This window comes from Phenylobacterium sp. (assembly GCF_044236515.1).
In the GTDB taxonomy this organism is placed as follows: Bacteria; Pseudomonadota; Alphaproteobacteria; order Caulobacterales; family Caulobacteraceae; genus Phenylobacterium.
In genome coordinates, this window is the sequence record NZ_JBIIGK010000041.1 from 1 (window position 1) to 23249 (window position 23249).

General features: G+C 71.1%; 21 protein-coding genes and 1 pseudogene. 12 read left to right on the top strand and 10 right to left on the bottom strand.

From position 1 onward, the window contains the following. Positions 1 to 269: pseudogene (locus tag ACILRF_RS06565) on the top strand (tRNA (guanosine(37)-N1)-methyltransferase TrmD); the annotation flags it as partial. Positions 270 to 290: 21 nt separating this feature from the next. Beyond that, a complete protein-coding gene (rplS, locus tag ACILRF_RS06570) occupies positions 291 to 695 on the top strand; it encodes a 50S ribosomal protein L19 (protein WP_395671478.1) in 405 nt (134 codons plus the stop codon). Positions 696 to 876: 181 nt separating this feature from the next. Here the strand turns inward: rplS and ACILRF_RS06575 are convergent, their stop codons facing one another. Next, complete coding sequence (locus tag ACILRF_RS06575; RefSeq protein WP_395671479.1) at positions 877 to 1380, bottom strand: DUF1465 family protein; 504 nt, start codon at positions 1378 to 1380, stop codon at positions 877 to 879. Between the two features lie 126 nt (positions 1381 to 1506). Continuing rightward, positions 1507 to 1713: a DUF1192 family protein gene (locus tag ACILRF_RS06580; protein WP_395671480.1), complete on the bottom strand. Its 207-nt coding sequence runs from the start codon at positions 1711 to 1713 to the stop codon at positions 1507 to 1509. 92 nt (positions 1714 to 1805) lie between these two features. Here ACILRF_RS06580 and ACILRF_RS06585 point away from each other — a divergent pair, with 92 nt between their 5' ends. Continuing rightward, positions 1806 to 2792 carry an NAD(P)H-quinone oxidoreductase gene (locus ACILRF_RS06585; protein WP_395671481.1) on the top strand — a complete coding sequence of 329 codons (987 nt, stop codon included), beginning with the start codon at positions 1806 to 1808 and terminating at the stop codon, positions 2790 to 2792. A gap of 2 nt (positions 2793 to 2794) precedes the next feature. On the opposite strand, the gene ACILRF_RS06590 is transcribed toward ACILRF_RS06585, so the two are convergent. Next, positions 2795 to 4231 carry a short-chain fatty acyl-CoA regulator family protein gene (locus ACILRF_RS06590; protein WP_395671482.1) on the bottom strand — a complete coding sequence of 479 codons (1437 nt, stop codon included), beginning with the start codon at positions 4229 to 4231 and terminating at the stop codon, positions 2795 to 2797. Positions 4232 to 4377: 146 nt separating this feature from the next. Between ACILRF_RS06590 and ACILRF_RS06595 the strand changes: the two genes are divergently transcribed. The 3 genes from ACILRF_RS06595 to aceB are packed head-to-tail and all read left to right on the top strand — an operon-like array spanning position 4378 to position 7786. Further along, entirely contained in the window at positions 4378 to 5970 is a 1593-nt protein-coding gene (locus ACILRF_RS06595; protein ID WP_395671483.1) for an isocitrate lyase, read from the top strand. 12 nt (positions 5971 to 5982) lie between these two features. Beyond that, on the top strand, positions 5983 to 6189 hold the full coding sequence (locus ACILRF_RS06600) for a hypothetical protein (RefSeq protein ID WP_395671484.1): 207 nt from the start codon (positions 5983 to 5985) through the stop codon (positions 6187 to 6189). A gap of 25 nt (positions 6190 to 6214) precedes the next feature. Continuing rightward, positions 6215 to 7786, top strand: a complete 1572-nt coding sequence (gene aceB, locus ACILRF_RS06605) for a malate synthase A (protein ID WP_395671485.1) — start codon at positions 6215 to 6217, stop codon at positions 7784 to 7786. A gap of 3 nt (positions 7787 to 7789) precedes the next feature. Here aceB and ACILRF_RS06610 read toward each other — a convergent pair whose 3' ends face one another. From ACILRF_RS06610 to ACILRF_RS06620, 3 genes are read right to left on the bottom strand one after another with little or no spacing between them, the layout of a single operon-like run. Beyond that, complete coding sequence (locus tag ACILRF_RS06610) at positions 7790 to 8146, bottom strand: YdbL family protein (protein WP_395671486.1); 357 nt, start codon at positions 8144 to 8146, stop codon at positions 7790 to 7792. A 15-nt stretch (positions 8147 to 8161) separates the two neighbouring features. Beyond that, entirely contained in the window at positions 8162 to 8344 is a 183-nt protein-coding gene (locus tag ACILRF_RS06615) for a YnbE family lipoprotein (RefSeq protein ID WP_395671487.1), read from the bottom strand. 40 nt (positions 8345 to 8384) lie between these two features. Then, positions 8385 to 11348, bottom strand: a complete 2964-nt coding sequence (locus ACILRF_RS06620) for a YdbH domain-containing protein (protein WP_395671488.1) — start codon at positions 11346 to 11348, stop codon at positions 8385 to 8387. Positions 11349 to 11494: 146 nt separating this feature from the next. Here ACILRF_RS06620 and ACILRF_RS06625 point away from each other — a divergent pair, with 146 nt between their 5' ends. From ACILRF_RS06625 to ACILRF_RS06645, 5 genes are all read left to right on the top strand, one after another. Next, complete coding sequence (locus ACILRF_RS06625) at positions 11495 to 13615, top strand: 3-hydroxyacyl-CoA dehydrogenase NAD-binding domain-containing protein (RefSeq protein WP_395671489.1); 2121 nt, start codon at positions 11495 to 11497, stop codon at positions 13613 to 13615. Continuing rightward, positions 13615 to 14817: an acetyl-CoA C-acyltransferase gene (locus tag ACILRF_RS06630; protein ID WP_395671490.1), complete on the top strand. Its 1203-nt coding sequence runs from the start codon at positions 13615 to 13617 to the stop codon at positions 14815 to 14817. Before ACILRF_RS06625 ends, ACILRF_RS06630 begins: the two co-directional genes overlap by 1 nt. A 73-nt stretch (positions 14818 to 14890) precedes the next feature. Next, positions 14891 to 15709: a hypothetical protein gene (locus ACILRF_RS06635; protein ID WP_395671491.1), complete on the top strand. Its 819-nt coding sequence runs from the start codon at positions 14891 to 14893 to the stop codon at positions 15707 to 15709. A gap of 84 nt (positions 15710 to 15793) precedes the next feature. Beyond that, positions 15794 to 16006, top strand: coding sequence for a hypothetical protein (locus ACILRF_RS06640; protein ID WP_395671492.1), 213 nt, complete (start codon positions 15794 to 15796; stop codon positions 16004 to 16006). A 68-nt stretch (positions 16007 to 16074) separates the two neighbouring features. Further along, on the top strand, positions 16075 to 17442 hold the full coding sequence (locus ACILRF_RS06645; RefSeq protein WP_395671493.1) for a L,D-transpeptidase family protein: 1368 nt from the start codon (positions 16075 to 16077) through the stop codon (positions 17440 to 17442). Here ACILRF_RS06645 and ACILRF_RS06650 read toward each other — a convergent pair. Continuing rightward, the gene (locus ACILRF_RS06650; RefSeq protein WP_395671494.1) at positions 17439 to 19100 is read right to left on the bottom strand and encodes an amidohydrolase; all 1662 of its coding nucleotides are present in this window, start codon (positions 19098 to 19100) and stop codon (positions 17439 to 17441) included. The genes ACILRF_RS06645 and ACILRF_RS06650 overlap by 4 nt on opposite strands. 162 nt (positions 19101 to 19262) lie before the next feature. On the opposite strand from ACILRF_RS06650, the gene ACILRF_RS06655 reads away from it, so the two are divergent. Further along, positions 19263 to 20315: a mannose-1-phosphate guanylyltransferase gene (locus tag ACILRF_RS06655; RefSeq protein ID WP_395671495.1), complete on the top strand. Its 1053-nt coding sequence runs from the start codon at positions 19263 to 19265 to the stop codon at positions 20313 to 20315. On the opposite strand, the gene ACILRF_RS06660 is transcribed toward ACILRF_RS06655, so the two are convergent. From ACILRF_RS06660 to ACILRF_RS06670, 3 genes are read right to left on the bottom strand one after another with little or no spacing between them, the layout of a single operon-like run. Continuing rightward, positions 20275 to 21672, bottom strand: a complete 1398-nt coding sequence (locus ACILRF_RS06660; protein WP_395671496.1) for a hypothetical protein — start codon at positions 21670 to 21672, stop codon at positions 20275 to 20277. The two genes, ACILRF_RS06655 and ACILRF_RS06660, sit on opposite strands and share 41 nt — an antisense overlap. A 10-nt stretch (positions 21673 to 21682) precedes the next feature. Then, positions 21683 to 22435, bottom strand: coding sequence for a WecB/TagA/CpsF family glycosyltransferase (locus tag ACILRF_RS06665; RefSeq protein WP_395671497.1), 753 nt, complete (start codon positions 22433 to 22435; stop codon positions 21683 to 21685). Positions 22436 to 22440: 5 nt separating this feature from the next. Further along, positions 22441 to 23154, bottom strand: a complete 714-nt coding sequence (locus ACILRF_RS06670; protein WP_395671498.1) for a polysaccharide biosynthesis/export family protein — start codon at positions 23152 to 23154, stop codon at positions 22441 to 22443. Positions 23155 to 23249 lie beyond the last annotated feature (95 nt).

A 23249-nucleotide genomic window follows, 5' to 3' on the forward strand; every position in this document is an offset into this window, starting at 1 on the left:
CGATCGAGGCGTGCGTACGGCTCGTGCCCGGCGTGTTGGGCCAGGCCGAGAGCTTGAGTGAAGAAAGCTTCGAGGACGGGCTCCTCGAACATCCGCAGTACACCCGTCCGCGGACGTTCGAAGGACTTGAGATCCCCGAGGTGCTGCTGAGCGGCCACCATGCGGACATCCGCAAGTGGCGGTCGCGCCAGCGGGAAGAGACCACGCGGGAGCGACGGCCGGACCTCTGGACGGCGCATCTCGCCAATCAACAGGCAAAGGGCGAGTAAAGCCCAGTAAGGATGAAGACCATGAACGTGATCGAACAACTCCGTAAGGAAGAAGCCGACCGCCTGCTGGCCACCCGCAAGGTGCCGGACTTCCAGCCCGGCGACACCCTGCGCGTCAACGTGCGCATCAAGGAAGGCGAGCGCGAGCGCGTGCAGGCCTACGAGGGCGTTTGCATCGCCCGCCAGGGTCAGGGCATCGATGAGAGCTTCACCGTCCGCAAGATTTCCTTCGGCGAGGGCGTGGAGCGTCTGTTCCCGATCCTGTCGCCGATGATCGAAAGCATCGAGGTCAAGCGCCGCGGCGTCGTCCGTCGCGCCAAGCTGTACTATCTGCGCGATCGTCGCGGTAAGTCGGCCCGGATCGCCGAGCGCCAGATGCAGAAGACCGATGCTTCGGCCGCCGCGGAAGACACCGCCGAAGCCTAAGCCTCGCTTGGATATCCGTCTCCCCTTGCGGGAGAAGGTGTCGGGCGCGAGCCCGACGGATGAGGGGTCGCGCGATGTTCGCCGACCCCTTTTTCGCGACTGACGGACCCGGCGATCGAACCCGCGTCCGGCGCGTCGCGCAGGCCGCCTCCCCTCTCCCGGGAAAGAGGGGCGCGCAGGCTCAGAATCCGCCGAGCGCGGTCTTCAGGCGGTCGAGCTGCGACAGCACCGGGTGCGGCGCCGGGTCGGCGGCGCTTTCGACATACATCCGCCGATCGAGGTGGCGGACGCGTTCGTAGAGACGTTCGGACCGGTCGCAGAGCATCGTCAGGCCGGGCGGCAGGCCTTCGGCGTCGGCGTCGGCGGGGCGCGGGTCCTCCGCCGCCAGGCGGTACCGCTCCTCGCAGGCGGCGTCGGCGGCCATGTCGCCCTCGCGCACCGCCCGCTGGACCAGCAGCCAGGAGGCGACCTGCATCAGCCGGGTGGTCAGCCGCATGCTCTCGGCGGCGTAGGCGAGGGCCGCCTCCCGCGACAGCGACTTCGATTCCTGGCGGCCGGCGCCGTCCAGATAGGCGGCGGTCTCTTCGACCAACTCCATGCCTTCCTGGAAGGTGCGTTCGAACAGCTCCGAGCGCGCGAAATCCTCGATCACGTCGATGCGCCACGGGGTGCTGAGTTCGCTCATCTGTCCAAGCCGTCCTTATCGCCGCGCCGTCGATTCCCGCCGTGGGCGTGAAGGTGCGTTTTCCCTCGCACGCCTGCAACCGTCGTGCCACCGGCGCCGGCCGGGTGCCGCCTGCCTTAGCGCAGTTCAGGCGGGACGCGAGGAAAACAGCGCGTCGGCGGCTTCCCGCCCGGCGCGCTTGCGCTCCAGATGGGCTCTCACCCGGGCGATCTCGTCCTGCAGGACCTCGATCCGCTCCTCGAGCTCGACGAACCCATAGAGGTCGAGGTCTTCGCGCACCGCCTCGGCCAACCGCTGGCCGCGTCCGACCCTAACTTCCGCTGCTTCTTCCATTCGCCTCGCGAGCCTCCTTTGCCGGCCCCCGTGTGAGCCGCTATCCAACTCCCGACGGCGCATCAGCGCAAGAGTTGCGGAGAGTCCCCACCATGACCGCACCCCCGGAGACCATGACCGCCATCGTCGTCGCGGACGGCAAGGGGCGGGCCGAGGCGCTGCATGCAGCATCCATCCCGCGGCCTGTTCCGAAGACGGGCGAGGTGCTGATCCGAGTGCGCGCGGCCGGCGTCAATCGGCCCGACATCGTCCAGCGGCTCGGCGCCTATCCGCCGCCGCCGGGCGCGCCCGAGACGCTCGGCCTGGAGATCGCCGGGGAGGTCGTCCAGGCCGCCGGCCGCTGGCGGGCGGGCGAGCGCGTCTGCGCCCTGCTCGGCGGCGGCGGCTACGCCGAGTACGCGGCCGTCGACGCCCGGCACGTCCTGCCGATCCCGGACGGCCTCGACTTCGTCGAGGCGGCGGGTCTCCCTGAGACCGTCTTCACGGTGTTCGCCAACGTCTTCGAGCACGGCGCCCTCAAGGCCGGCGAGACCCTGCTGGTCCACGGCGCGACCTCGGGCATCGGCGTCGCCGCCATCCAGATGGCCAAGGCGGCGGGCGCTCGGGTGATCGCCACCGCCCGCGGCGCCGGCAAGGCGCAGCAGGCGCGGGCCCTCGGCGCCGACATCGCCATCGACGCCGGCGCCGAGGACTTCGCCGCGGTGACCCAGGCGGCGGGCGGCGCCGACGTCGTGCTCGACATGGTCGGCGGGGACTACTTCGCGAAGGATCTCGACGCCCTTCGCACCGGCGGGCGGATCGTCTTCATCGCCGCCCAGGGCGGCGACAAGGTCACCCTGCCGATCTTCCGGCTGATGCAGAAGCGGGCGGTCGTCACCGGCTCGACGCTTCGACCGCGCCATGCCGACGAGAAGGCCCGCCTGACCGCCGAGATCGCGCGGGTGGTCTGGCCGTGGGTAGCGGGGGGCAAGGTCCGCACAGTGGTTGATCGCACCTTCCCGCTTGAGCAGGCGGCCAAGGCCCACGCCCATCTCGAGACGGGCTCCCATGTCGGCAAGGTGGTGCTGACGGTCGGCTGACCTCAGGTCGAGGCGAAAGGGTAGGGCGTGATCGACTTGGTGAAGTCGTCGATCGTCAGGGTGCGGCTCAACGGCGCGGCGGCGCGCTGCGGGCACGCCGGCCGCTCGCAGATCCGGCAGGCGGGCCCGACGCCGGTCGCGGCCGGCTCGCGCAGGTCGAGACCGCGGGAATAGACCAGCCGCTCGGCGTACTTCAGCTCGCAGCCCATACCGATGGCGAGGTCGGATTCCTCGGCTGCGAACGGCCGCGCCACGCGGGCCACCGTCCGGGCGAGGGTGAAATAGCGCTGGCCGTCCGGCGTCTCGATGATCTGCGTCAGGATCCGCCGCGGCTGGCGGAAGGTCGAGTGGATGTTCCAGCGCGGGCAGGCGCCGCCGAACCGCGAGAAGGGGAATGCGCCGCCGGCGAACCGCTTCGACAGGTTGCCGGCCGAATCCACCCGCACCATGAAGAACGGCACGCCCCGCGCCCCAGGCCGCGACAGGGTGGTCAGCCGGTGGCACGCCTGCTCGAACGACACGCCGAACCGCACCCGCATCAGCTCGATGTCGTAGGCCGTGCGCTCCGCCGCCTCATAGAAGGCCGCGTAGGGCATCAGGATCGCCGCGGCCAGGTAGTTGGCGAGGCTGACCTTGAGCAGGGTGCGGGTCGGCCGGTCGGCGGGCGCGGCGCGGTCAGCCATCGCCTCCAGCAGATCGCGCCGCTCCAGCATGGCCAGTTGGAAGGCCAGCGAGAACGCCCGGCCGGGACCGGTCAGGGCCTCGGACAGGAACAGGCGCTTGCGGTGATGGTCGAAGCGGCGAACGCTTTCCGGCAGCACCTCGACCGGCACGACGCGGACCTGTACGCCGAACTTGTTGGCCAGCCGCTCGCGGGCGGCCGCGGCGAACTCCTGGCCCTCGCCGGTCAGCGCCTGCGTAAGGGCGTCGGCGGCGTCCTCGAGTTCGGGGAAATGGTTCTTCTGGGCCTGGATGTAGTCGCGCACCCAGTCGGCGGGGGTCACCACCTGGGTCAGGGTCCCGTCCTCGGGCCGTCCCACCCCGCCAAGGTCGACGATGCGACGCTGGTCGAGATAGGCGCGGTAGAGCCGCACGATGGCTTCGGAGACGCCCGGCGCCGCGTCGGCCACCTCGGCGATCTCGTGCCGGGCGAGGCCGAGGTCGCGGAACATCTGATCGGAGAACACCTCCGAAAGCCCCGTCGCGTGCGACGACTCCGGGTCCGACGACAGGCTCTTCAGGTCGATGTCATAGGCCTCGGCCAGCCGCAGCAGCACCTGGGCCGTGACCGGCCGCTGGTTACGCTCCAGAAGGTTCAGGTAGCTTGGCGAGACCCCCAGATCTTCGGCCATCCGCGTCTGGGTGTGGCCGAGCTCGCGGCGCATCCGCTTGAGGCGGGCGCCGAGAAACAGCTTCCGGTCAGTGGAGCCAAGGGCCATCCAGTCAAGCTGTCACGTTTTTACAAAATTTACAAGATGCGCTTGTGACAACACAGCCTTTTGGCGCCGGCCGCTGATCTTCTGCCTGTGCGTCCGGGGGGTTAGGATCGTGCGGCTTGTAAAAGCGCAAACACGGAAGAGGGCGTATGTCGTACCAGGACCACATCATCGAGATGAGCCAGCTTGTCTCCAACAAAGGCGGCCCCTGGGAGGCGATCAGCCCCGAGGCCGTGGCGCGCATGCGCCTTCAGAACCGGTTCAAGACCGGCCTCGAGATCGCCAAGCACACGGCCAACGTCATGCGCGCCGACATGGCCGCCTACGACGCCGACCCGGCCAACTACACCCAGTCGCTGGGCTGCTGGCACGGCTTCGTCGCCCAGCAGAAGATCATCTCGATCAAGAAGCACTTCGGCACCACGAAGCGTCGCTACATCTACCTGTCGGGCTGGATGATTGCGGCCCTGCGCTCGGAGTTCGGCCCGCTGCCGGACCAGTCGATGCACGAGAAGACCTCGGTGCCGGCGCTGATCGAAGAGATCTACACTTTCCTGCGTCAGGCCGACGCCCGCGAGCTCGGCATGCTGTTCCGCGACCTCGATGCCGCCCGTAAGGCCGGTGACAAGGCCCGCGAGCAGCAACTGGTCGACGCCATCGACAACTATGAGACCCACGTCGTTCCGATCATCGCCGACATCGACGCCGGCTTCGGGAACGCCGAGGCGACCTACCTGTTGGCCAAGAAGATGATCGAGGCGGGCGCCTGCGCCCTGCAGATCGAGAACCAGGTCTCCGACGAGAAGCAGTGCGGCCACCAGGACGGCAAGGTCACCGTCCCGCACGAGGACTTCATCCAGAAGATCCGCGCCGTCCGCTACGCCTTCCTCGAACTCGGCGTCGACAACGGCATCATCGTCGCGCGCACCGACAGCCTCGGCGCCGGCCTGACCAAGCAGATCGCCTTCTCCAAGGAAGCCGGCGACCTTGGCGACCAGTACAACAGCTTCCTCGACTGCGACGAGATCTCGGCCTCCGAGTTCCGCAACGGCGACGTGGTGATCAACCGCGGCGGCAAGCTGCTGCGTCCCAAGCGCCTGCCCTCGAACCTGTTCCAGTTCCGCGCCGGCACCGGCGAGGACCGTTGCGTCCTCGACTGCATCACCAGCCTGCAGAACGGCGCCGACCTGCTGTGGATCGAGACCGAGAAGCCGCACATCGAGCAGATCGCCGGCATGGTCGACCGCGTTCGTGAGGTCATCCCGAACGCCAAGCTCGCCTACAACAACAGCCCGTCGTTCAACTGGACGCTGAACTTCCGCCAGCAGGTCTATGACGCCTGGCAGGCGGCCGGCCGCGACGTCTCGGCCTACGACCGCGCCAAGCTGATGAGCGCCGACTACGACGCCACCGACCTGGCGGCCGAAGCCGACGAGCGCATCCGCACCTTCCAGCGCGACAGCGCCAAGCGGGCGGGCATCTTCCACCACCTGATCACCCTGCCGACCTACCACACGGCCGCGCTGTCCACGGACAACCTGGCCAAGGAATACTTCGGCGAGCAGGGCATGCTCGGCTACGTCGCCGGCGTGCAGCGCAAAGAGATCCGTCAGGGCATCGCCTGCGTGAAGCACCAGAACATGTCCGGTTCGGACATCGGCGATGACCACAAGGAGTACTTCGCCGGCGAAGCCGCTCTGAAGGCCGGCGGCGTCCACAACACCATGAACCAGTTCGCCTAGGGAGCTAAGACCATGAGCACGGAGCGCTTCTGGGTCGTCGGCGGTGAGTACAGCTGCGTGAGGTTCAAGACCCTTCGGGACGGCAAGCCCGAGGTCCTGGGCCCGTTCGACACCCGCGAGGAAGCGAGCCGGGCTTGGCGTCGCGTATCGGACGCCACGCGCAGCAGCGCTACGGCCCGATACGCGATCGCCAGCGAACAACTCGTCCTGCCCGCTTAACGACCAGTCCAGTAAGGAACGCCCGATGTCCGTCGACCTCGCCGTACGGCCCCCTGTCCAGATCAAGGGGCCTGTGGAAGGCCGCGCCGCGGAGATCCTTACGCCGGAGGCCCTGGCCTTCCTGGCCGACCTGCACCGGCGGTTCAACGACCGCCGGCTGGAGCTCCTCGCCCTGCGCGAGGAGCGCCAGGCCCGCTACGATCGGGGTGAGACCCCCGACTTCGCGCCCGAAACCCAGGCCGTCCGTGACGGCGACTGGCGGGTGGCGCCGATCCCGGCCGACCTTCTCGACCGCCGCGTCGAGATCACCGGCCCGGTCGACCGCAAGATGATCATCAACGCGCTGAACTCCGGCGCGAAGGTGTTCATGACCGACTTCGAGGACGCCTCCTCCCCGACCTGGGCCAACATGGTCGACGGCCAGGTCAACCTGAAGGACCGCTGGTCCGGCGACCTCGCCTTCACCGACGCGGCGACCGGCAAGTCCTACGCCCTGGGCGACGACCCCGCCGTCCTGATGGTCCGGCCGCGCGGCTGGCACCTGCCGGAAGCACACGCTCTGGTCGATGGCGAGGAGATGTCCGGCGGTCTCTTCGACCTCGGGCTCTACGTCTTCCACAACGCCAAGGCCCAGCTGGCCGCCGGCGCGACCCCGGCCTTCTACCTGCCGAAGCTGGAGAGCTACCTCGAAGCCCGGCTGTGGAACGACGTCTTCGTCCACGCCCAGCAGGCGCTCGGGCTGCCGGTCGGCACGTTCAAGGCGACGGTCCTGATCGAGACCCTGCCGGCCGCCTTCCAGATGGACGAGATCCTCTACGAGCTGCGCGACCACATCGTCGGCCTGAACTGCGGCCGCTGGGACTACATCTTCTCGTTCATCAAGCGGCTGAAGGCCCATCCGCAGGCCCTGACCCCGGACCGTGCGGCGATGACCATGGGCGAGGGTTTCCTCGCCGCCTACAGCCTGAAGCTCATCCAGACCTGCCACCGCCGCGGCGCCTTCGCCATGGGCGGCATGGCGGCGCAGATCCCGGTGAAGGGCGACCCGGCCGCCAACGCCGCCGCCTTCGAAAAGGTGCGGGCCGACAAGCTGCGCGAGGTCCGCGCCGGCCACGACGGCACCTGGGTCGCCCACCCCGACCTCGTCCCGGTGGCGATGGAAGCCTTCGCCAAGGCGGCGCCGAACCAGCTCGACGTGCTGCGCGAAGAGGCGAGCGTAAGCCGCGAGGACCTGCTGCGCGTCCATGAGGGCCAGCGGACCGAGCATGGCCTGCGCGAGAACATCCGCGTCGGCGTGCGCTACATCGAGGCCTGGCTGCGCGGTCGCGGCGCGGTGCCGCTGTTCGGCCTGATGGAAGACGCCGCCACCGCCGAGATCTCCCGCGCCCAGCTCTGGCAATGGATCCGCCACGGCGCGACCCTGGCCGACGGGCGCCCGGTCACGCCGGAACTGTTCCAGGCCGTGCTGGCAGAGGAAACCGGCGAGCTGCGCGGCGAAGGCCGGTTCGACGACGCCATCCGGATCTTCTCCGAGATGACGCTCGCCGAGACCTTCGAGGAATTCCTGACCCTGCCCGCGTACCGCGCGCTGGACTGACCCCTACTTGCGGACCCAGCCGCCGCCGGTCGGGCGATAGAATTCGCCCGGCTTCAGTCGCGCCTGCACCACCGTCGTGAACGCCGAGGCGCCGGCCGCTTCCGGCGTGGTGCCGGTGCGGGCCGCGGCCTCGCGATAGACCTGGGCGCGGCCGGCGTTGGTCTCGGTCACGGCGGCCCGGATGGCCGGATCGGCCGGCTCGGTGACGAAGCCGAGGTAGCCGTCGGCCTGCTCGCCGACGACGCCGGCCGCCTTGGCCCGGTCGACCGTCGCCTTGGTGGCGGCCGACTGCGCGTAGGCGACGGCGGGGATGAGGGCGGCGATGGCCGCCGCGCCGATGATGATGTTGCGTGCCTGCATGATGACCTGCCCGGCTTAGAAGAGGTTCGGGTTGGACTGGATCAAGGCCTTCACTTCCTCGTCCAGCCGCAAGCGGACGTCGGCGTCCAGCTTGGCGTAGATGGTGATCGGCTCGACCGCCACCCGGATGGTGGGCGTGCAGGCCGAGGCGCCGGCGGCGAGCGCCGCGAGAAGCAGGGATCGTCTCAGCGCGATCATGAGGTCCTCTCCGCCATATGTGCGTCTCCAAATTCGCGGTTCAGGGCTGAACCGGGGGTGAACTGCGAAGCCGCTGGTACTCGCCGTAGTCCCGCAGGAGATCGTCCAGGTTCAGCGTCGTGTCCAGCGTAAGGTTCACGCCCGTGCCCGAGGGCAACGGCAGCGTCCGGTTCAGGAAATTGCGCCGGATGATGTCCATCCAGGTCAGGCGGATCTGCTGTTTCTGCGGCGGATCGTGGCGGCCGACGATCTTGAAGATCACCCCCAGCCGCCCGTTCGGCCGGCTCTCGATGTCCGCAGACAGGGTGTCGAACGCGAGGTTCTCCATCGCCTGGTAGGCGAAGTCGGTGACCGTGTCGGTGGTCGGCGGCGGCGCGCCCGGAGCTGGCGGCTGGCCGGCGGCGACGCCGCTCAGCGCCTCGCGCCGGATCGAGATGCGGCCCGGCTGCACGGCGGCCAGCGAGCCGCCGAGGATCCGCACCTTCTGGTCCTGGACCTCGAACGGGATACGGCCCGACACCTTGGCGTCGAACTCGACCTTGTCGCCGAACGGCGAGGCCTCGACGATGTCGTGCAGCTGGACGCCATCGAGGTGCAGCACGCCGCGCGCCGCCTCGCCCGGGGCCAGGGGCACGCGCAGGTTCTCGACCCGCACCTTGCCGCCGCCGACGCTCGCCTCGCCGCCGGCGATGGTCAGGGCCCCCGGCTCGATGCCGAAGGTGGCGCTGGCCGCCGACAGGGGGAGGGCGCCGGCCACCGCCTCGATGCGCAACGTCTGTCCCGGCCTGGCCGCCACCGGGGTCAGGCTGTCGAACGCCACCTCGCCGGAAAGGCCCGTGACCCGCCCGGCCGGGCTCAGGAAGTCGAGCCGCGGCACGGTCAGCACGCCGCGGCTGGTCACGCCGGTCGGGGTCCAGTCGAAGCGGCCCGTAAAGCGCGCCGAGCCGGTGGCGGGGGAGCCGACCGCCGCGGCCAGCGGCGACAGCTGCAGCGGCTGCAGCCCGCCCTCCGCGAACGACAGCATCCCGGTATCGAGGTCGACGCCGCCGGCGCCGCTCGCCGCCTCATGGCGCAGATCCGCCTGTCCGATCGGCGCGCCGCCGAGGGTGGTCGCCGACAGCCGCGCCGTCCATACCTCGCGCGCCAGACCCGCCTGGCCGGCGACCCGCAGCGGTTGGAAGCGCACCTGCGGCGCGGCGTCGGACACCTGCGCCCCGGCGATCCGCACGTCCGCGTCGAGCACGCCGCGCCGCGTGCCCATCGTCAGGCGGCCGGCGCCGTCGGCGACCCTGACCTGGAAGCTCGGCGCCTCGGCGGCGACCCCTTCCGCCTGCCCGGCGATCCGCCAGTCGCCGCCGGCCAGGGTCAGCAACGGCCCGCCCGTCGGGCACAGCCGACCCGTGAGCCCCGTCAGGTCGTTTTCCCCGAGCTCCACCTTCTCGGCCCGGAAGCTCGCGCAGCGGCTGGCGGAAAATCGCACCGTCTCCCCGGCCGACAGGCGACCGGCGGCGTCGAAGGTCGCCCGCTCCAGCGGCCCGAGCGACACCCTGGCCTGCACCCGCCCGTCCGTCGTCAGCACCCCGTCGGCGAGCCGCACGTTCCGCGCCTCCGCCGTCGCGTCGGGCAGGCCGCCGCCCGCCACCCGTAGCCGCCAGCCGCCGGCCTGCGGCGACAGCCGCGCCCGCCCGCCCGCCCGGGTGGTCGCCGTCACGGCCTCCGTCAGCTCCGCCCGGACGACGTCGCCGTCGATGGCCAGGGCGATGCCGGGCGCCCGCAGGTCGAGGTCGCGCAGGCCGCGCTTCACGGCGATGATCTCGGCCGAATCCAACGCCGTCGGCGCCCCGAGGCCCAGCCAGCCGCCGCGCGCCGCGACCTCGCCGCGCAGCCGGGCGGTCGCTGCCCCGCGCCGCCAGCCGACCGGGCCGGCGAAGTCGGCCGACAGCCGGCTGACCCGCAGGTCCGAGGCGACCAGCCCCTGGCCGGTCCCGGCGACGCGCACGGTGGCGCCCAGCGCATCGCCGCCGCGCCGGGTCCAGGTCAGGTCGGGCGCGGCTGCGCGAACCTGCAGCCGTTCGGCCCGCCCGGCGGTGGCCGTCGCGTCGCGCGCCGTGACCTCGGCGACCGCCGCGCCGCGCACCCGCAGGTCGGGAATCCAGCCGGCGGTGTCGCCTGTGAAGTCGAAGCTGGCGTTCAGGTCCGCCAGGCGGTTGGCCCCGGCCTGCAGGGTGCGTCCCGTCAGGCTCGCGCGGACCACCAGGCGCCCGTCGCCGCGTTTCTTCTCGAGGTCCGGATATGGGGCTTCGGCGGTCAGCCGCAGGCGGCCGTCGCGCAGCTCGGCCTCGGCGGCCTTGGCTTGCGCCAACGGCAGGGACAGCTCGGCGCGCAGCCGGTCGGCGCGGGTCGTGACGATCAGGTCGCCGGACCCGGCCGCCACGACGAAGGCGCGGCCGGCCAGGCGCGCGGGTTGCGAGCGCGCCGCCAGCGCCATCAGCTTGCCGTCCTCGATCCGGGCGTCGGCGGCGACTTGGACGGGGCCGTAGTCGGTGCTCAGCGCCAGCACGCCGTCCTCGACCTCGATGCGCGGCTTGGCGGCGTCCGGGCGCGGCGGTCGGCGGCGGAACTCCGCGACCAGCGGGTCGAGCGCGCCGAGGCTCAAGGCGCCGCCGCGGATGCGGGCCCGCAGCACCGGCCGCAGCAGCCGCACCTCGCCGACCTCCAGGCTGAAGCCGCGCAGCGCATAGCGGACCTCGACCCGCTCCGCGACGAAGTCCGGATTGCGCGGGTCGCCGATGCGCAGGCGAGCGGTGGCGCCGGTCAGGCCGAACGCCTCGATGTCGGCCTTCGAGGCCACGCCCTTCGATTGCAGCCAGCCGGTCAGCGCCTCCCGCGCCAGCGTCCGGCGCGCGGCGTACAGAACCACCGCCAGGGTCAGGATCGCGACCCCGATGGCGGCCAGGATCAGGCCGAGGCGACGGGCGGCGGACGGGGTCTTCGGTTGGGTCAAATCAGGCGCTCTTCGAACACGGCTGAAGTGATAGCGCATAGGCTCGCAGAACGGTGGCCTAGCTTACGTTGCGGCACGGTTGACTTCGTCTTCGCCACTTGGCCAATGCTCCCCAACGCTGACATGTCCATTTGGGCGGAGGAACGATGGCCGAGATCAATTCGGTGACGACGCTGGTGCACGAGAGCCAGGGGGGCGTCGATGTGGCGGTCCTGACCCTCAACTCCCCGCCCGTGAACGCTCTGTCCTTCAAGGTGCGCGAGGGCTTGGACCAGGGCTTCCGCCAGGCCATCGAGTCCGACGCCAAGGCGATCGTGCTGATCTGCGAGGGCCGCACCTTCATCGCCGGCGCCGACATTTCGGAATTCTCCGGCGGCATGGCTCAGGGGCCGAGCCTGCAGGAGATCCAGGTGCTGATCGAAAGCAGCCCCAAGCCGGTGGTCGCGGCCATCCACGGCACGGCGCTCGGCGGCGGGCTGGAAGTCGCCCTCTGCGCCAACTACCGCATCGCCGTCCCGTCGGCCCGCGTGGGTCTGCCGGAGGTCAAGCTCGGCTTGCTGCCGGGGGCCGGCGGCACTCAACGCCTGCCGCGTCTGGTCGGCATCCAGAAGGCGCTGGAGATGATCACCAGCGGCAACCATGTCCCGGCCGCCGAGGCCCACGCCGCCGGCCTGATCGACGCCATGGCCCCGGAAGGCGGCCTGCGTGAGGCCGCCATCGAACTGGCCCGCCGCGCGGCGTCCGAGGGCGGCGCGCCCCGTCGCGTCCGCGATCTCGACGACAAGCTGGCCCCGGCCCGCAGCAATCCCGAAATCTTCGCGACGGCCCGCAAGATGGCGGCCCGCGCCGCCCGCGGCGCCGTCGCCCCGGACGCGGCCATCCGTGCGGTGGAAGCGGCCGTCACTTCGGCCTCGTTCGACGAGGGCCTGGCCGAAGAGCGCCGGCTGTTCATGGAGCTGCTGATGGGTCCGCAATCGGCGGCCCAACGTTACTACTTCTTCGCCGAACGCCAGGCCGCCAAGATCCCCGGCGCCTCGGACGACACCCCGACCCGGCCGATCGCCAAGGTCGGCATTCTCGGCGCCGGCACCATGGGCGGCGGCATCGCCATGAACTTCGCCAACGTCGGCATCCCGGTGACCCTGGTCGAGGTCAAGGCCGAGGCGCTGGAGCGCGGCCTCGGCGTCATCCGCAAGAACTACGAGCGCACCGCCGCCAAGGGCCGCATCACGGCCGAGGACGTCGAGACGCGGATGGGCCTGATCACCGGCTCCCTCGATTTCGCGGCCCTTGGGGACTGCGACCTCGTCATCGAGGCGGTGTTTGAGCGGATGGACGTCAAGAAGGACGTGTTCACCCGCCTCGACGCGACCTGCAAGCCGGGGGCGATCCTGGCGACCAACACCTCCTACCTGAACGTCGACGAGATCGCGGCGGTGACCAAGCGTCCGCAGGACGTCGTCGGCCTGCACTTCTTCTCGCCGGCCAACGTCATGCGCCTGCTCGAGATCGTCGACGGCGAGAAGACGGCGACGGACGTGCTGGCCACGGCGATGAAGCTCGCCAAGCAGATCGGCAAGGTCGCCGTGGTCGCCGGCGTCTGCCACGGCTTCATCGGCAACCGCATGCTGGCCCCGCGCCAGCAGGAGGCGATGCGCCTCCTGCTCGAAGGGCTGATGCCGTGGGACGTCGATCGGGTGATCTACGACTTCGGCTTCCCGATGGGGGCCTTCGCCATGTCCGACCTCGCCGGCCTCGACATCGGCTGGATCAAGGAAGAGTCGGCCAGCCGCAACGTCCGCGAAGTGCTCGCCGAGCAGGGCCGCCTCGGCCAGAAGACCGGCGGCGGCTTCTACGACTACGACGCCGACCGCAAGGCGACGCCGTCGCCGGTCACCGAGCAGATCGTCAAGGACTTCGCCGCCAAGGCCAACCTGCCGAAGCGCGAGATCAGCGACCAGGAGATCCTCGAGCGCTGCATCTATCCGATGATCAACGAGGGCGCGAAGATCCTCGAGGAAGGCAAGGCCTACCGCGCTTCGGACATCGACGTCGTCTGGGTCAACGGCTACGGCTGGCCAGTCTACCGCGGCGGGCCGATGTACTACGCCGACCAGATCGGCCTCGATAAGGTCCTCGAGCGGCTGAAGGTCTACCAGGCTCAGGTTGGCGAGGAATTCAAGCCGGCCGCCCTGCTCGAGCAGCTGGTCGCCGAAGGCAAGAAATTCTCCGACTTCAAACCGGCCGCCGGCCAAAAGGACTCGTGATGCGCGAAGCTGTCATCGTCGCCGCCAAGCGGACCCCTATCGGCAAGGCCTATCGCGGCGCCTTCAACAACACCTACGGCGCGACCCTCGGCGCGCACTCGATCCGCGCCGCGGTCGCCCAGGCCGGAATCGATCCGGGCGAGGTCGACGACGTCGCCATGGGCTGCGCCCTGCCGCAGGGCACCACCGGCCAGAACATCGGCCGCCACGCCGCCCTGCGCGCCGGCCTGCCCAACACCGTCGGCGGCATGACCATCGACCGCCAGTGCTCCTCCGGCCTGATGGCGATCGCCACCATGGCCAAGGCGGTGGTGCAGGACGGCGTGCCGGTCGCGGTCGGCGGCGGGCTGGAGTCCATCAGCCTCGTACAGAACGAGAAGATGAACCTCTTCATGACCGGCGATCCGGAGCTGGTGAAGATGCAGCCCGGCATCCTGACCTCGATGATCGAGACCGCCGAACTGGTCGCCGAACGCTATGGCGTCTCGCGTGAGGCGCAGGACGAATACGCCCTGCAGTCGCAGCAGCGCACCGCCCAGGCCCAGGCCGAGGGCCGCTTCGACCAGGAGATCGTCCCGGTCACCACGATCATGAAGGTGGCGGACAAGCAGACCGGCGAGATCTCCGAGCGCGAGATCACCCTCTCCAAGGACGAGGGCAACCGGCCGCAGACCACCCTGGACGACCTTGCCAAGCTGCAGCCGGTGTTCAAGGGCGGCCGCTTCGTGCCGGAGGGCAAGTTCGTCACCGCCGGCAACGCCTCGCAGCTCTCGGACGGCTCGGCCGCCGTGGTGCTGATGGAGCGCAAGGACGCCGAGCGCCGCGGCCTGCAGGCACTCGGCGCCTACCGCGGCCTGGCGGTCGCCGGCTGCGCGCCCGAGGAAATGGGCATCGGCCCGATCTACGCCATTCCCAAGCTGCTCGAGCGCGCCGGCCTGAAGATCGACGACATCGACCTTTGGGAGCTCAACGAGGCCTTCGCCAGCCAGGTGCTCTACTGCCGCGACAAGCTCGGCATCCCCAACGAGAAGCTGAACGTCTCCGGCGGTTCGATCTCGATCGGCCACCCCTACGGCATGACCGGCGCCCGTTGCGTCAGCCACCTGCTCTACGAGGGCAAGCGGCGCGGCGCGAAGTACGGCGTCGTGACCATGTGCGTCGGCGGCGGCCAGGGTGCGGCGGGGCTGTTCGAAATCTTCTGACCCTCGCCGCCCGGCGGTCACACAAGCGCCCCGAACAGCCTGGCAAGCTGTCGGGGCCAGTTGAGAAGTGACGATGGCCGAGCGGAACGACATCCCGAACCCCTACGCCCGCGACTCGGCGTGGCCGCGGCTGCCCGAACGCACCTTCCGCGTCGGGCCGCTGCCGGACGCGCCGGCGCGTGCGCCGGCCCCGCCGCCGCGGCCGGCGTCCATTCCGCGCTCGCCCTCCAACTCCATCCTCTCCGGCTCGGCCGTACCGATGGGCCGCCCGTCCCCCGCGCCGGCGACGGCGCCGGCTCCGACCCCGACGCCTGCGCCGGCGGCGGCCGCCGCCCCGCCGCCTCCACAACCTGCGCCCCAGGCCGAGCCCGCGCGCTTCGCCGCCGCGCCGCCGGCCCGGACGGTGCGGGCGCGTCCCAGCCGCCTGCCCCTGGTCGCCAGCCTCGGCGTCTGCGCCGTCGGCCTGGTGGTGACGGTCGCCGCCCTGATGCGCGAGCCGCCGCCGCCCGCCTTCGTCACCCCCGTCCCGCCGGCCCCGCTATCCCAGCCCGCGTCGCAGAGCGCCCTTCAGGCGCCGCCCGCGGCAGACCTCGAACCCGCGGCCGAGGCGGCTTCCGCGCTGGCCGCGCCGCAGGTCAGTGTCGCGCCGCCGGTCCGCACGCGCTTGGTCGCACGCACCGCACCGCCGCGCCCTCGCGCCGCCTCGGCTGTGGACGTGACCACCGCGTCGGCCGTCGCGCCCGAGCCCGCTCCGCCGCCGCTCGTGATCCCGGCGGTTCCGATCCCGCAGCCGGCGCCGGAAGCCCAGAGCCAGTCGGCCCCCGCGCCGCCGCCCGCCCGACCCGCTGACCCCGACGCGCCGATCTCGACTCGCCTGCCGTTCGGCGAATAGGGCCTCATTTCTCCTGGCCGGGAACCAAGCGCGGGCCGTGAAAATTACCCGGCGTCGCTTCTCGACAAGAGGGAGAAACCCAAGATGCGCTTCATCGTTTGCGCCGTCGCCGCGGCCGGCCTTCTGACCGCCTGCGCGCACAACAACAACGACATGGCCGCCGCCGACACAGGCATGGCCGCCCCGGTTTCCGACACCGCCGCGGACACCGCGCCGGCCCCGGCCCCCGAGCCGATGCCGGCCCCTGAACCCGCTCCGGCTCCGACCCCGGCGCCGAGCACCGGCGAGCGGGGCTGATCATCGCCCGCGCCGGGCGCGCGGCCGGTCCAGCGCCGGCCGCGCGCCTCGTCGGTCTTCTGGCGGCCTTGACCCTGGCCGGCGTCGGCGCGCCGGCGCTCGCCCAGGACGTCGCCCGACCGCCCTTCTCGGCGGACATTGGCGTCCACGGCGAAGAGGTTCGGGACGCATTGCGGGCCCGGCTGTCGGGCGAGGACGCGGCCTTGGCCCGGGCCTACGCTGCGCGCGGGTTTGCGCCCCTCTGGCTGGACCTCGACACCGCCGAGGTCCGCCCCCCGGCCGACGCCCTGCTGGCGGCGGTGCGTGACGCTGCGTCCCACGGCCTGGATCCGGCCGACTACCATCCCGACGATCTGGGGCGGCTCCTGGCCGAGGCCGCGGACGGCGATCCGGACCGCCTCGCGGCGGCGGAGCTCGCCCTGTCCCGCACCCTTGTCGCCTATGTGGGCGACCTGCGCCGCCCCCGCGGCGACGCCGGATGGGCTTTTGTCGATCCGCAGCTGCCGGCGCGGGCCAGCGACCCCGAGGCGATCCTGCGCGCGGCCGGCCAGCGGTCGGACGGCCCCGATCTCGTCGCGCTGACCGTGATGAACGCGATCTACGACGCCTTCCGCGCCGAGCTTGCCGCCCTGCGCGCCGGGCCCGGCGATCCCGCCCGCGAGGCGGTGGTGTTGGCCAACCTCGAGCGCGCCCGCGCCCTGCCGCCGGACCTCGGCCCCCGCTTCATCCTCGTCGACGCCGCCGCCGGCCAGCTCTGGCTGTTCGACGGCGAGCAACCCGTCACGACGATGAAGGTGGCGGTCGGCAAGCCTGATCATCCAACGCCGATGATGACCGGCCTGATCCGCCACGCCATCTTCAACCCCTACTGGAACGTGCCGGCTGACCTCGTCCGTACGACCGTCGCCCGCAATGTCCTGGCCCAGGGGCTCGGCTACCTGCAGACCGAGCGGATGGTCGTCCTCTCCGGCTACGAGGACGACGCCGTCGAGCTCGACCCCGCCACCCTCGACTGGGCGGCCATCGAGCGCGGCGACGTCGAGGTCCGGGTCCGCCAGCGGCCCGGCCCGCGCAACATGATGGGCAAGGTCAAGCTGATGCTGCCCAATCCGCTCGGGATCTATCTGCACGACACTCCGAACAAGGCGGTCTTCGCCGAGCAGAGCCGCTACGTCAGCTCCGGTTGCGTGCGGCTGGAAGACGCCTTGTCGCTGGCGACCCTGCTGTTGGGCGAGCGCGCCCGCACGGCGGCGGCCGGCGAGAGCGAGGAGCAGCGCGTCGACCTCGACACGCCGCTCCCCGTCTACATCACTTATTTCACCGCCATGCCCGGTCCGGACGGCCTGGCGCTGCGCCGGGACATCTACGGCCGCGATCCGGCCTTGCTGGCCCAGCTCGGCGCGCGCGCCGCGGTCAGCGCCAGCCTGGGGCCCTAGGTCCGCCGATAGACCGAACGACCGCCAAGGTAGGTCTCTTCGACCTTGATGTCGAACAGCGCGCCGGGCGGGATCGCCCACGGATCGGCCGACAGCACCTGGAAGTCGGCCAGCTTGCCGACGCTGACCTGGCCCTTGTTGGCCTCTTCATAGTTGGTCAGGGCGCTCTGGGTGGTCCAGGTGCGGATCGCCTCGTCGACCGTCAGGTGGCGGCCATCCATCAGGGTGCCGCCCTCGCTGGCCGGGGCCACCAGGGAGCCGACGCCTTCCCAGGCCGAGAAGCCGGGGAAGCTGCCGGCCGGGTCGGCGACGCTCATCACCTGCAGGCCGGCGTCGACCATCGCCCGGAAGTCCGGCCGCGGCCGCGGCGTGCCGTTGCCTTTCTCCGCCCGCGTCATGCCGACCGTGACCCCCAGCTCGCGGATGCGGTGCAGGTCCGGCGACGTGCCATCCAGGAATCCGAGGTGGTGAATCTGGTGGCGCAGGTTGCGGCCGGTCCGCGCCTTCGCGCCGGCGATGGCATTGAGGGCTCGGTTGAGGCCGCCCGGCGTCACCGCGTGCAGCAACGCCGGCAGGTTGGCCATGTTGCACTTGGCGAGGGTGTCGATCAGCCGCTCCTCGGTCCATTTGTAGTCGGTGATCCGGTGGCCCATGCCGTCCTGGCCGGCGCCATCGACGAACATCTTCACGCCGCCGACCTTGTGCATGTCGGTGCCCTGGCCCTGCGTGAGGCCCGCGGCGATCAGGTCGTCGAGGCCGACGACGGCGAGCAGCTGGTAGAAGCTGCGGAACCGCAGCGGCAGCTGGCCGCGCGCCTGCAGCGCCTTCTCCATCCGGATGTGGTCGGGATCGCCCGAGACGTTGCACACCGAGGTCATGCCGGCGCCGAGGAACTTCTCGCGGGCATACCGCGAATAGGCCGGCAGGCGGTCAGCCTCGGGGATCAGCGGCTGGTCCAGGACCATGTCGAACATCTCGGTTACGACGCCGTTCGGCACGCCGTTGGCGTCGCGATGGATCAGGGTCGCGGTCCGGGGGCTGCCGTCCTTCCAGCGCAGCTTCTTCTCGTCCTCGAGCGTCCACATGCCCAGCTTCTTCAGCGCCGGCGTGTTCAGCGACGAGACGTGGATCGACGAGAACAGGATGATCGGATGGTCGGTGGAGATCGCGTCGAGCTCCTCGCGCGTCGCCAGCCGCTTCTCGGCGACCTGCTGGTCGAGGCTGAAATAGCCGCGGCCAAAGATCCACTCGCCCTTCGGCTTGGTCGCCGCCGCCTGGCGCAGCACCGCGAAGATCTCCGGCAGGGTCTTGTGGCTGCGGTCGATGCGCGTGTGGAAGACGTCGGATTCGATGTACCACTCGAAGTGGGTATGGCCGTCGATGAACCCGGGCATCAGCGTCCGGCCGCCGAGGTCGACGGGCGCCAGGCCCCGCGCCCGCTGGCGGGCCTCGGCGTTGGAGCCGACGAAGGCGATGCGGCCGCCGCGCACCAGCACGGCCTCGGCGCGTGGCTGGGCCGGGTTCAGCGTGGCGATCCGGCCGTTGACCAGCAGGATGTCGGCCGGCTGCCCGCTTGGCTGGGCCACGGCGCCGCCGGCCAGCGGCGCGGCCAGGGCCAGTCCGGCCACGCCGGTCAGGAATTCGCGTCGATGTGTCATGGTCCTCCCCCATCCTATTCTTGAGCCGCGCTACAAGATCGCAGCCCCGCGGGCGTGGCTAGTGGAAAAAACACCGATTTTCGGACCATGCGATCGCAGAGTGCGGGGTCTTTGACAGCCGGGCCGCACCGCCTGAGCATGGCCCGACGCAACGGAGAGCCCATGGCCCGCTATACGCCCGTCCTGATCGCTGGCGGCTCGGGGTCGCGCCTGTGGCCGCTCTCGCGCCGCGAGCGGCCCAAGCAGTTCCAGCCGATCCTGGAGGACGTCTCGCTGCTGCAGGCCGCCGCCCAGGTGCTCGGCGGCGAGGCGTTCGGCCCGCCGCTGCTGGTCACCGGCGCCGAACACGTCGATCTCGCGCGGGGTCAGCTCGAGGCGGCGGGATTTCCGCCGCTCGCCATCCTGGTCGAGCCGGCGCCGCGCGGCACCGCCCCGGCCCTCGCCGCCGCCGCCGCGTGGCTGTCGGCGGCGCATCCGGCCACCGTGGCCGTGGCGATGAACGCCGACAACCGCATCGCCGACGCCCCCGCGCTGCTGGCGGCGGTGGAGGCGGCAGGCCCGGGCGTCGACGCAGGCAAGGTGGTGTTGCTCGGCGCGACGCCCACCGAGCCGTCCGACGCCTATGGCTACCTGCGCACCGCGCCGGCGGAGGGCGCCTTGCGCCGCATCCTCAGCTTCGAGGAAAAGCCGTCCCGCGCGACGGCCCAGACCTATCTCGACAGCGGCGACTACCTTTGGAACGCCGGCATCTACGCCTTCCGGCCCCAGGCCCTCGCCGCCCTCGCCGCACAGCATGCGCCGCAGGTGCTGGCCGCCGTCGAGGCGGCGCTGGCGCAGGCCAGGGTCGACGGTCCGGTGGTGCGGCTCGGGGCGGCGTTCGCGGAAGCGCCGAACATCGCCGTCGACTACGCGATCTTCGAAAAGGCGCAGGACCTGATGGCGGTCGCTGCCGACGTCGGCTGGTCGGATGTCGGCAGCTGGGCCGCCGTCTGGCAATCGGCGGACCGCGACCCTGCCGGAAACGCAGTCCGCGGCCCGGCGCAGCTCTCGGACGCCAAGGGGTCGCTGGTGTTCAGCGACGGGCCGCCGGTGCTGGTGGCGGGGATCGAGGACCTGGTGGTCGTCGCCGCCGGCGGCCGGGTCCTGGTCGCCCGGCGCGATGATCCAGACGGGCTCAGGAGGGCCCTGGCGACCCTGCCGGACGCGGCGCGCTAGGCCTGCGGCCCAGCATCACTCCGCGCGACCCGCCGGCCTGCGTGCCCGACCGGCGCGCCAAGTCCCACAGCACCTTGCCGGGCGGCGCCGCGTCCTCGTCGCTGCCCGAGCGCTTGAACCACCAGGCGAGGCCAAGGCAGGTCATCAGCTCGCCCGGCGCAAACACCACCGAGTAGACCGCCGAACTCGCCAGGATGAAGATGCTGTAGTCCAGCAGCGCCCACGGCAGCGGGTCGCGGCTGGCCGCGGCGACCCGGGCGCAGGTCCAGATCACCGCCAGATGCAGCAGCAGCAGCAGGCCGGCCCCGATCGCGCCGTACTCGAACACCACCCCGATCCAGCCGAGGTCGGCCAGGAAGAAGACGTCGGCGTCGACCACGTCGGCGAAGCTGACGTCGCCGGCCCGGGTCATGCTGCCGACCCCGGTCAGCCAGCGTAGCGGCTCGTCGTTGAGGAAGGCGAGGGCGGCGATCAGCTCCATCTGCCGGACCGAGAACGAGCTGCCGAAGCCTGAATGCAGGTCGCTGCTGATGCTCTGGATTAGGATCAGCATCGGCCAGGCCCCGACCGCGATCAGCAGGGCCGCCACCGTCAGCCGGCCCCGCGGCAGGCTCAGCACCGCGCCGATCAGGACGCAAAGCAGGGCGGCGGCGATCGCCGTGCGCTGCTTGTAGATCAGGATCAGCAGCAGGAAGGCGACGGCGCCGGCCACCGCCTTCCAGACCCGCGGCCGCAGCCAGAACGAGCGGTTGAGGAAGAAGATCGACATCATGCCGAAGAACATCGGCGCATAGATCCGCTTGCCGCGGCCCTCGTCCTTGAGGAACAGCTTGGTCTCCAGAATCCCCTGGTCGTAGAAGCTGTCGGGAGCCAGCACGAACAGCAGCGTCATGATCACGAAGGTTGCGACGCCGAGCCCGATCACCGCCCGCCGCAGCTCCTCGCGCGTCGGCTTCACGATGGCCAGCACCGCCGGCAGGCTGAAGGCGAAGGACAGCGACAGCACCTTCAGGGTCGTTGAGGCGGCCCCGACATAGCTGTTGCCCAGTTCGATGATGCTGATCGCCGGCGCCAGGCCCCAGGTCCAGGCGATCGTCGCCAGCACCAGCGGCTTGAACGGCGTGGCGATGCGGGTCACCGCCAGCAGGGCCAGCGGCGCCGTCAGGATCGGCCAGGCCTTCGACAGGACATAGAGCGGCGGCGCGTCGACGACGTACTGGAACGTCTGGGCGAACATCGGCAGCAGGCAGACCAGGGCGGCGATGATCCCGCCGCGCACCGTCAGCGCGTCCGCGACGCGGGCCTCGGCGCTCTCGCCGACCAGCCGGCCACGGGCGGGCGCGCCGAGACCGGTCACGGCCCGGTCCTCACGTCGGCTGTCCGCGCAGTCGCGCGCGCAGGGCGTACCAGATCAGCGGCGCCGACTGGACGAACACCCGCCGGGCGTGGGTCCGCGGCGAGGCCGCGAGCCGGTAGAGCCACTCGAGGCCGAGCTTGCGCGACCACTCTGGGGCCCGGCCGGCGAGGCCGGTGAGGAAATTCAGCGAGGAGCCGACGCATAGGCCGACCCCCTTGCCGCCGCCAAGCTGCACCACGCGCTGGGCGACGATCTCGGCCTGCGGCGTGCCGACCACCAGGAAGATGTAGGGCGCCGGGTTGTCGATGATGAACCGCGCGCTGCGCTCGATCTCGGCCGGGTTGTTCAGCAGGCCCATCGCCGGGTCCATCCGCCGGATGGTCGTCAGGCCGTAGCGCTCGCGCAGCCGCCGCTCCATCTCCTCCGTGCCGCCGAGGATGGTGATCGGCGTGGTCGCCGGGATCCGCCGCGCCAGCAGGGCCGCGGTCAGGTCGGCGCCGGTGACGCGACCGAGCTCCAGCCCGAACAGCACGCGGGCCAGCAGTTCCGCCGGGCCGCTGTCGTTGGTCGACAGCCAGGCGTCGTTCCACGCCGCGTCGGCGGCCGGGGCCTTGCCGCCGTTGAAGCGCACGATGCATTGGGCGTTCGGCGTCGCCACGTACGAGAACGGCGCCATCTCGCGCGCCCGGCCCGCGATCAGGTCGCAGGCGGTCTCGAGGTCGATGAGGTCGAACCGGACCTTCAGGAAGCGCACGCTCTCCATCGGCCTCAATCGACTTCCTGGTTCTTCGTGTATTGGATGTTGCGGCCGAAGAAGATGTTGCGGTTGAGGTACTCCTCGACCCACAGGTTGACCTCGGCGATCCGGCTGCGCGGCACGAACACCATGTCCTCCGGCTCCAGCCGGATGTTCTGGGTGGTGTCGGCTCGCGAGACGAAGGCCCGCAGGTCGACCTTGCGCATCATCGCCGTGTTGTCGGGCCGCAGGCGCAGGACGACGACCTCGGTCATCCGCGATTCCGGATTGAGCCCCCCGGCGATCATCACCGCTTCCAGCACCGTCGGCCGCGCGGTGATCGCATAGACCCCCGGGTTCTTGACCTGTCCGCCGACGATCACCCGGGCCGAGCGCGAGTCCGACAGGCTGGCGACCACCATCGGGTTCTTCAGCCGCGCCCGCGCCCGCTCGGCCACCAGGTCCTGCAGTTCGCTCACGGACAGCCCCTGGGCGCGCAGCCGCCCGGCCACGCGCACGCCGATGTAGCCGTCGGGGGCGACCACCACCTCCTCGTTGTTCTCGGGCGTCAGCGGGAAGTCGAACTTGACCCGGTCGCCCATGCCCAGCCGGTGGATCGGCGGCGCGTCGCTCCAGGCCGCGAAGCCGCGCGGCTCGCGCTCGACGACGCGGATCTCCTGGGTGGTGCAGGCGCCGGCGACCAGGGCGAAGGCCAGCGCCGCAAGGGGGATCAGCCGAAGGCCCATCGGTACACACGCTCCGGAATGTAGAACCGCCGGCGGGTGAACACCGCGCCCAGGATGTCGCCGCCGCCGCTGAGCACCGCCTCGCGCAGGGCGCG

What these genes read in the sequence shown, in the direction of transcription:
- ACILRF_RS06600 (WP_395671484.1), top strand. Translation starts at nt 5,983, where the DNA reads ATGAGCACGGAGCGCTTCTGGGTCGTCGGCGGTGAGTACAGCTGCGTG.
- ACILRF_RS06580 (WP_395671480.1), bottom strand. Translation starts at nt 1,713, where the DNA reads ATGGAAGAAGCAGCGGAAGTTAGGGTCGGACGCGGCCAGCGGTTGGCC.
- ACILRF_RS06665 (WP_395671497.1), bottom strand. Translation starts at nt 22,435, where the DNA reads ATGGAGAGCGTGCGCTTCCTGAAGGTCCGGTTCGACCTCATCGACCTC.
- ACILRF_RS06625 (WP_395671489.1), top strand. Translation starts at nt 11,495, where the DNA reads ATGGCCGAGATCAATTCGGTGACGACGCTGGTGCACGAGAGCCAGGGG.
- aceB (WP_395671485.1), top strand. Translation starts at nt 6,215, where the DNA reads ATGTCCGTCGACCTCGCCGTACGGCCCCCTGTCCAGATCAAGGGGCCT.
- ACILRF_RS06630 (WP_395671490.1), top strand. Translation starts at nt 13,615, where the DNA reads ATGCGCGAAGCTGTCATCGTCGCCGCCAAGCGGACCCCTATCGGCAAG.
- ACILRF_RS06585 (WP_395671481.1), top strand. Translation starts at nt 1,806, where the DNA reads ATGACCGCACCCCCGGAGACCATGACCGCCATCGTCGTCGCGGACGGC.
- ACILRF_RS06655 (WP_395671495.1), top strand. Translation starts at nt 19,263, where the DNA reads ATGGCCCGCTATACGCCCGTCCTGATCGCTGGCGGCTCGGGGTCGCGC.
- rplS (WP_395671478.1), top strand. Translation starts at nt 291, where the DNA reads ATGAACGTGATCGAACAACTCCGTAAGGAAGAAGCCGACCGCCTGCTG.
- ACILRF_RS06610 (WP_395671486.1), bottom strand. Translation starts at nt 8,146, where the DNA reads ATGCAGGCACGCAACATCATCATCGGCGCGGCGGCCATCGCCGCCCTC.
- ACILRF_RS06670 (WP_395671498.1), bottom strand. Translation starts at nt 23,154, where the DNA reads ATGGGCCTTCGGCTGATCCCCCTTGCGGCGCTGGCCTTCGCCCTGGTC.
- ACILRF_RS06650 (WP_395671494.1), bottom strand. Translation starts at nt 19,100, where the DNA reads ATGACACATCGACGCGAATTCCTGACCGGCGTGGCCGGACTGGCCCTG.
- ACILRF_RS06635 (WP_395671491.1), top strand. Translation starts at nt 14,891, where the DNA reads ATGGCCGAGCGGAACGACATCCCGAACCCCTACGCCCGCGACTCGGCG.
- ACILRF_RS06590 (WP_395671482.1), bottom strand. Translation starts at nt 4,231, where the DNA reads ATGGCCCTTGGCTCCACTGACCGGAAGCTGTTTCTCGGCGCCCGCCTC.
- ACILRF_RS06615 (WP_395671487.1), bottom strand. Translation starts at nt 8,344, where the DNA reads ATGATCGCGCTGAGACGATCCCTGCTTCTCGCGGCGCTCGCCGCCGGC.
- ACILRF_RS06595 (WP_395671483.1), top strand. Translation starts at nt 4,378, where the DNA reads ATGTCGTACCAGGACCACATCATCGAGATGAGCCAGCTTGTCTCCAAC.
- ACILRF_RS06640 (WP_395671492.1), top strand. Translation starts at nt 15,794, where the DNA reads ATGCGCTTCATCGTTTGCGCCGTCGCCGCGGCCGGCCTTCTGACCGCC.
- ACILRF_RS06575 (WP_395671479.1), bottom strand. Translation starts at nt 1,380, where the DNA reads ATGAGCGAACTCAGCACCCCGTGGCGCATCGACGTGATCGAGGATTTC.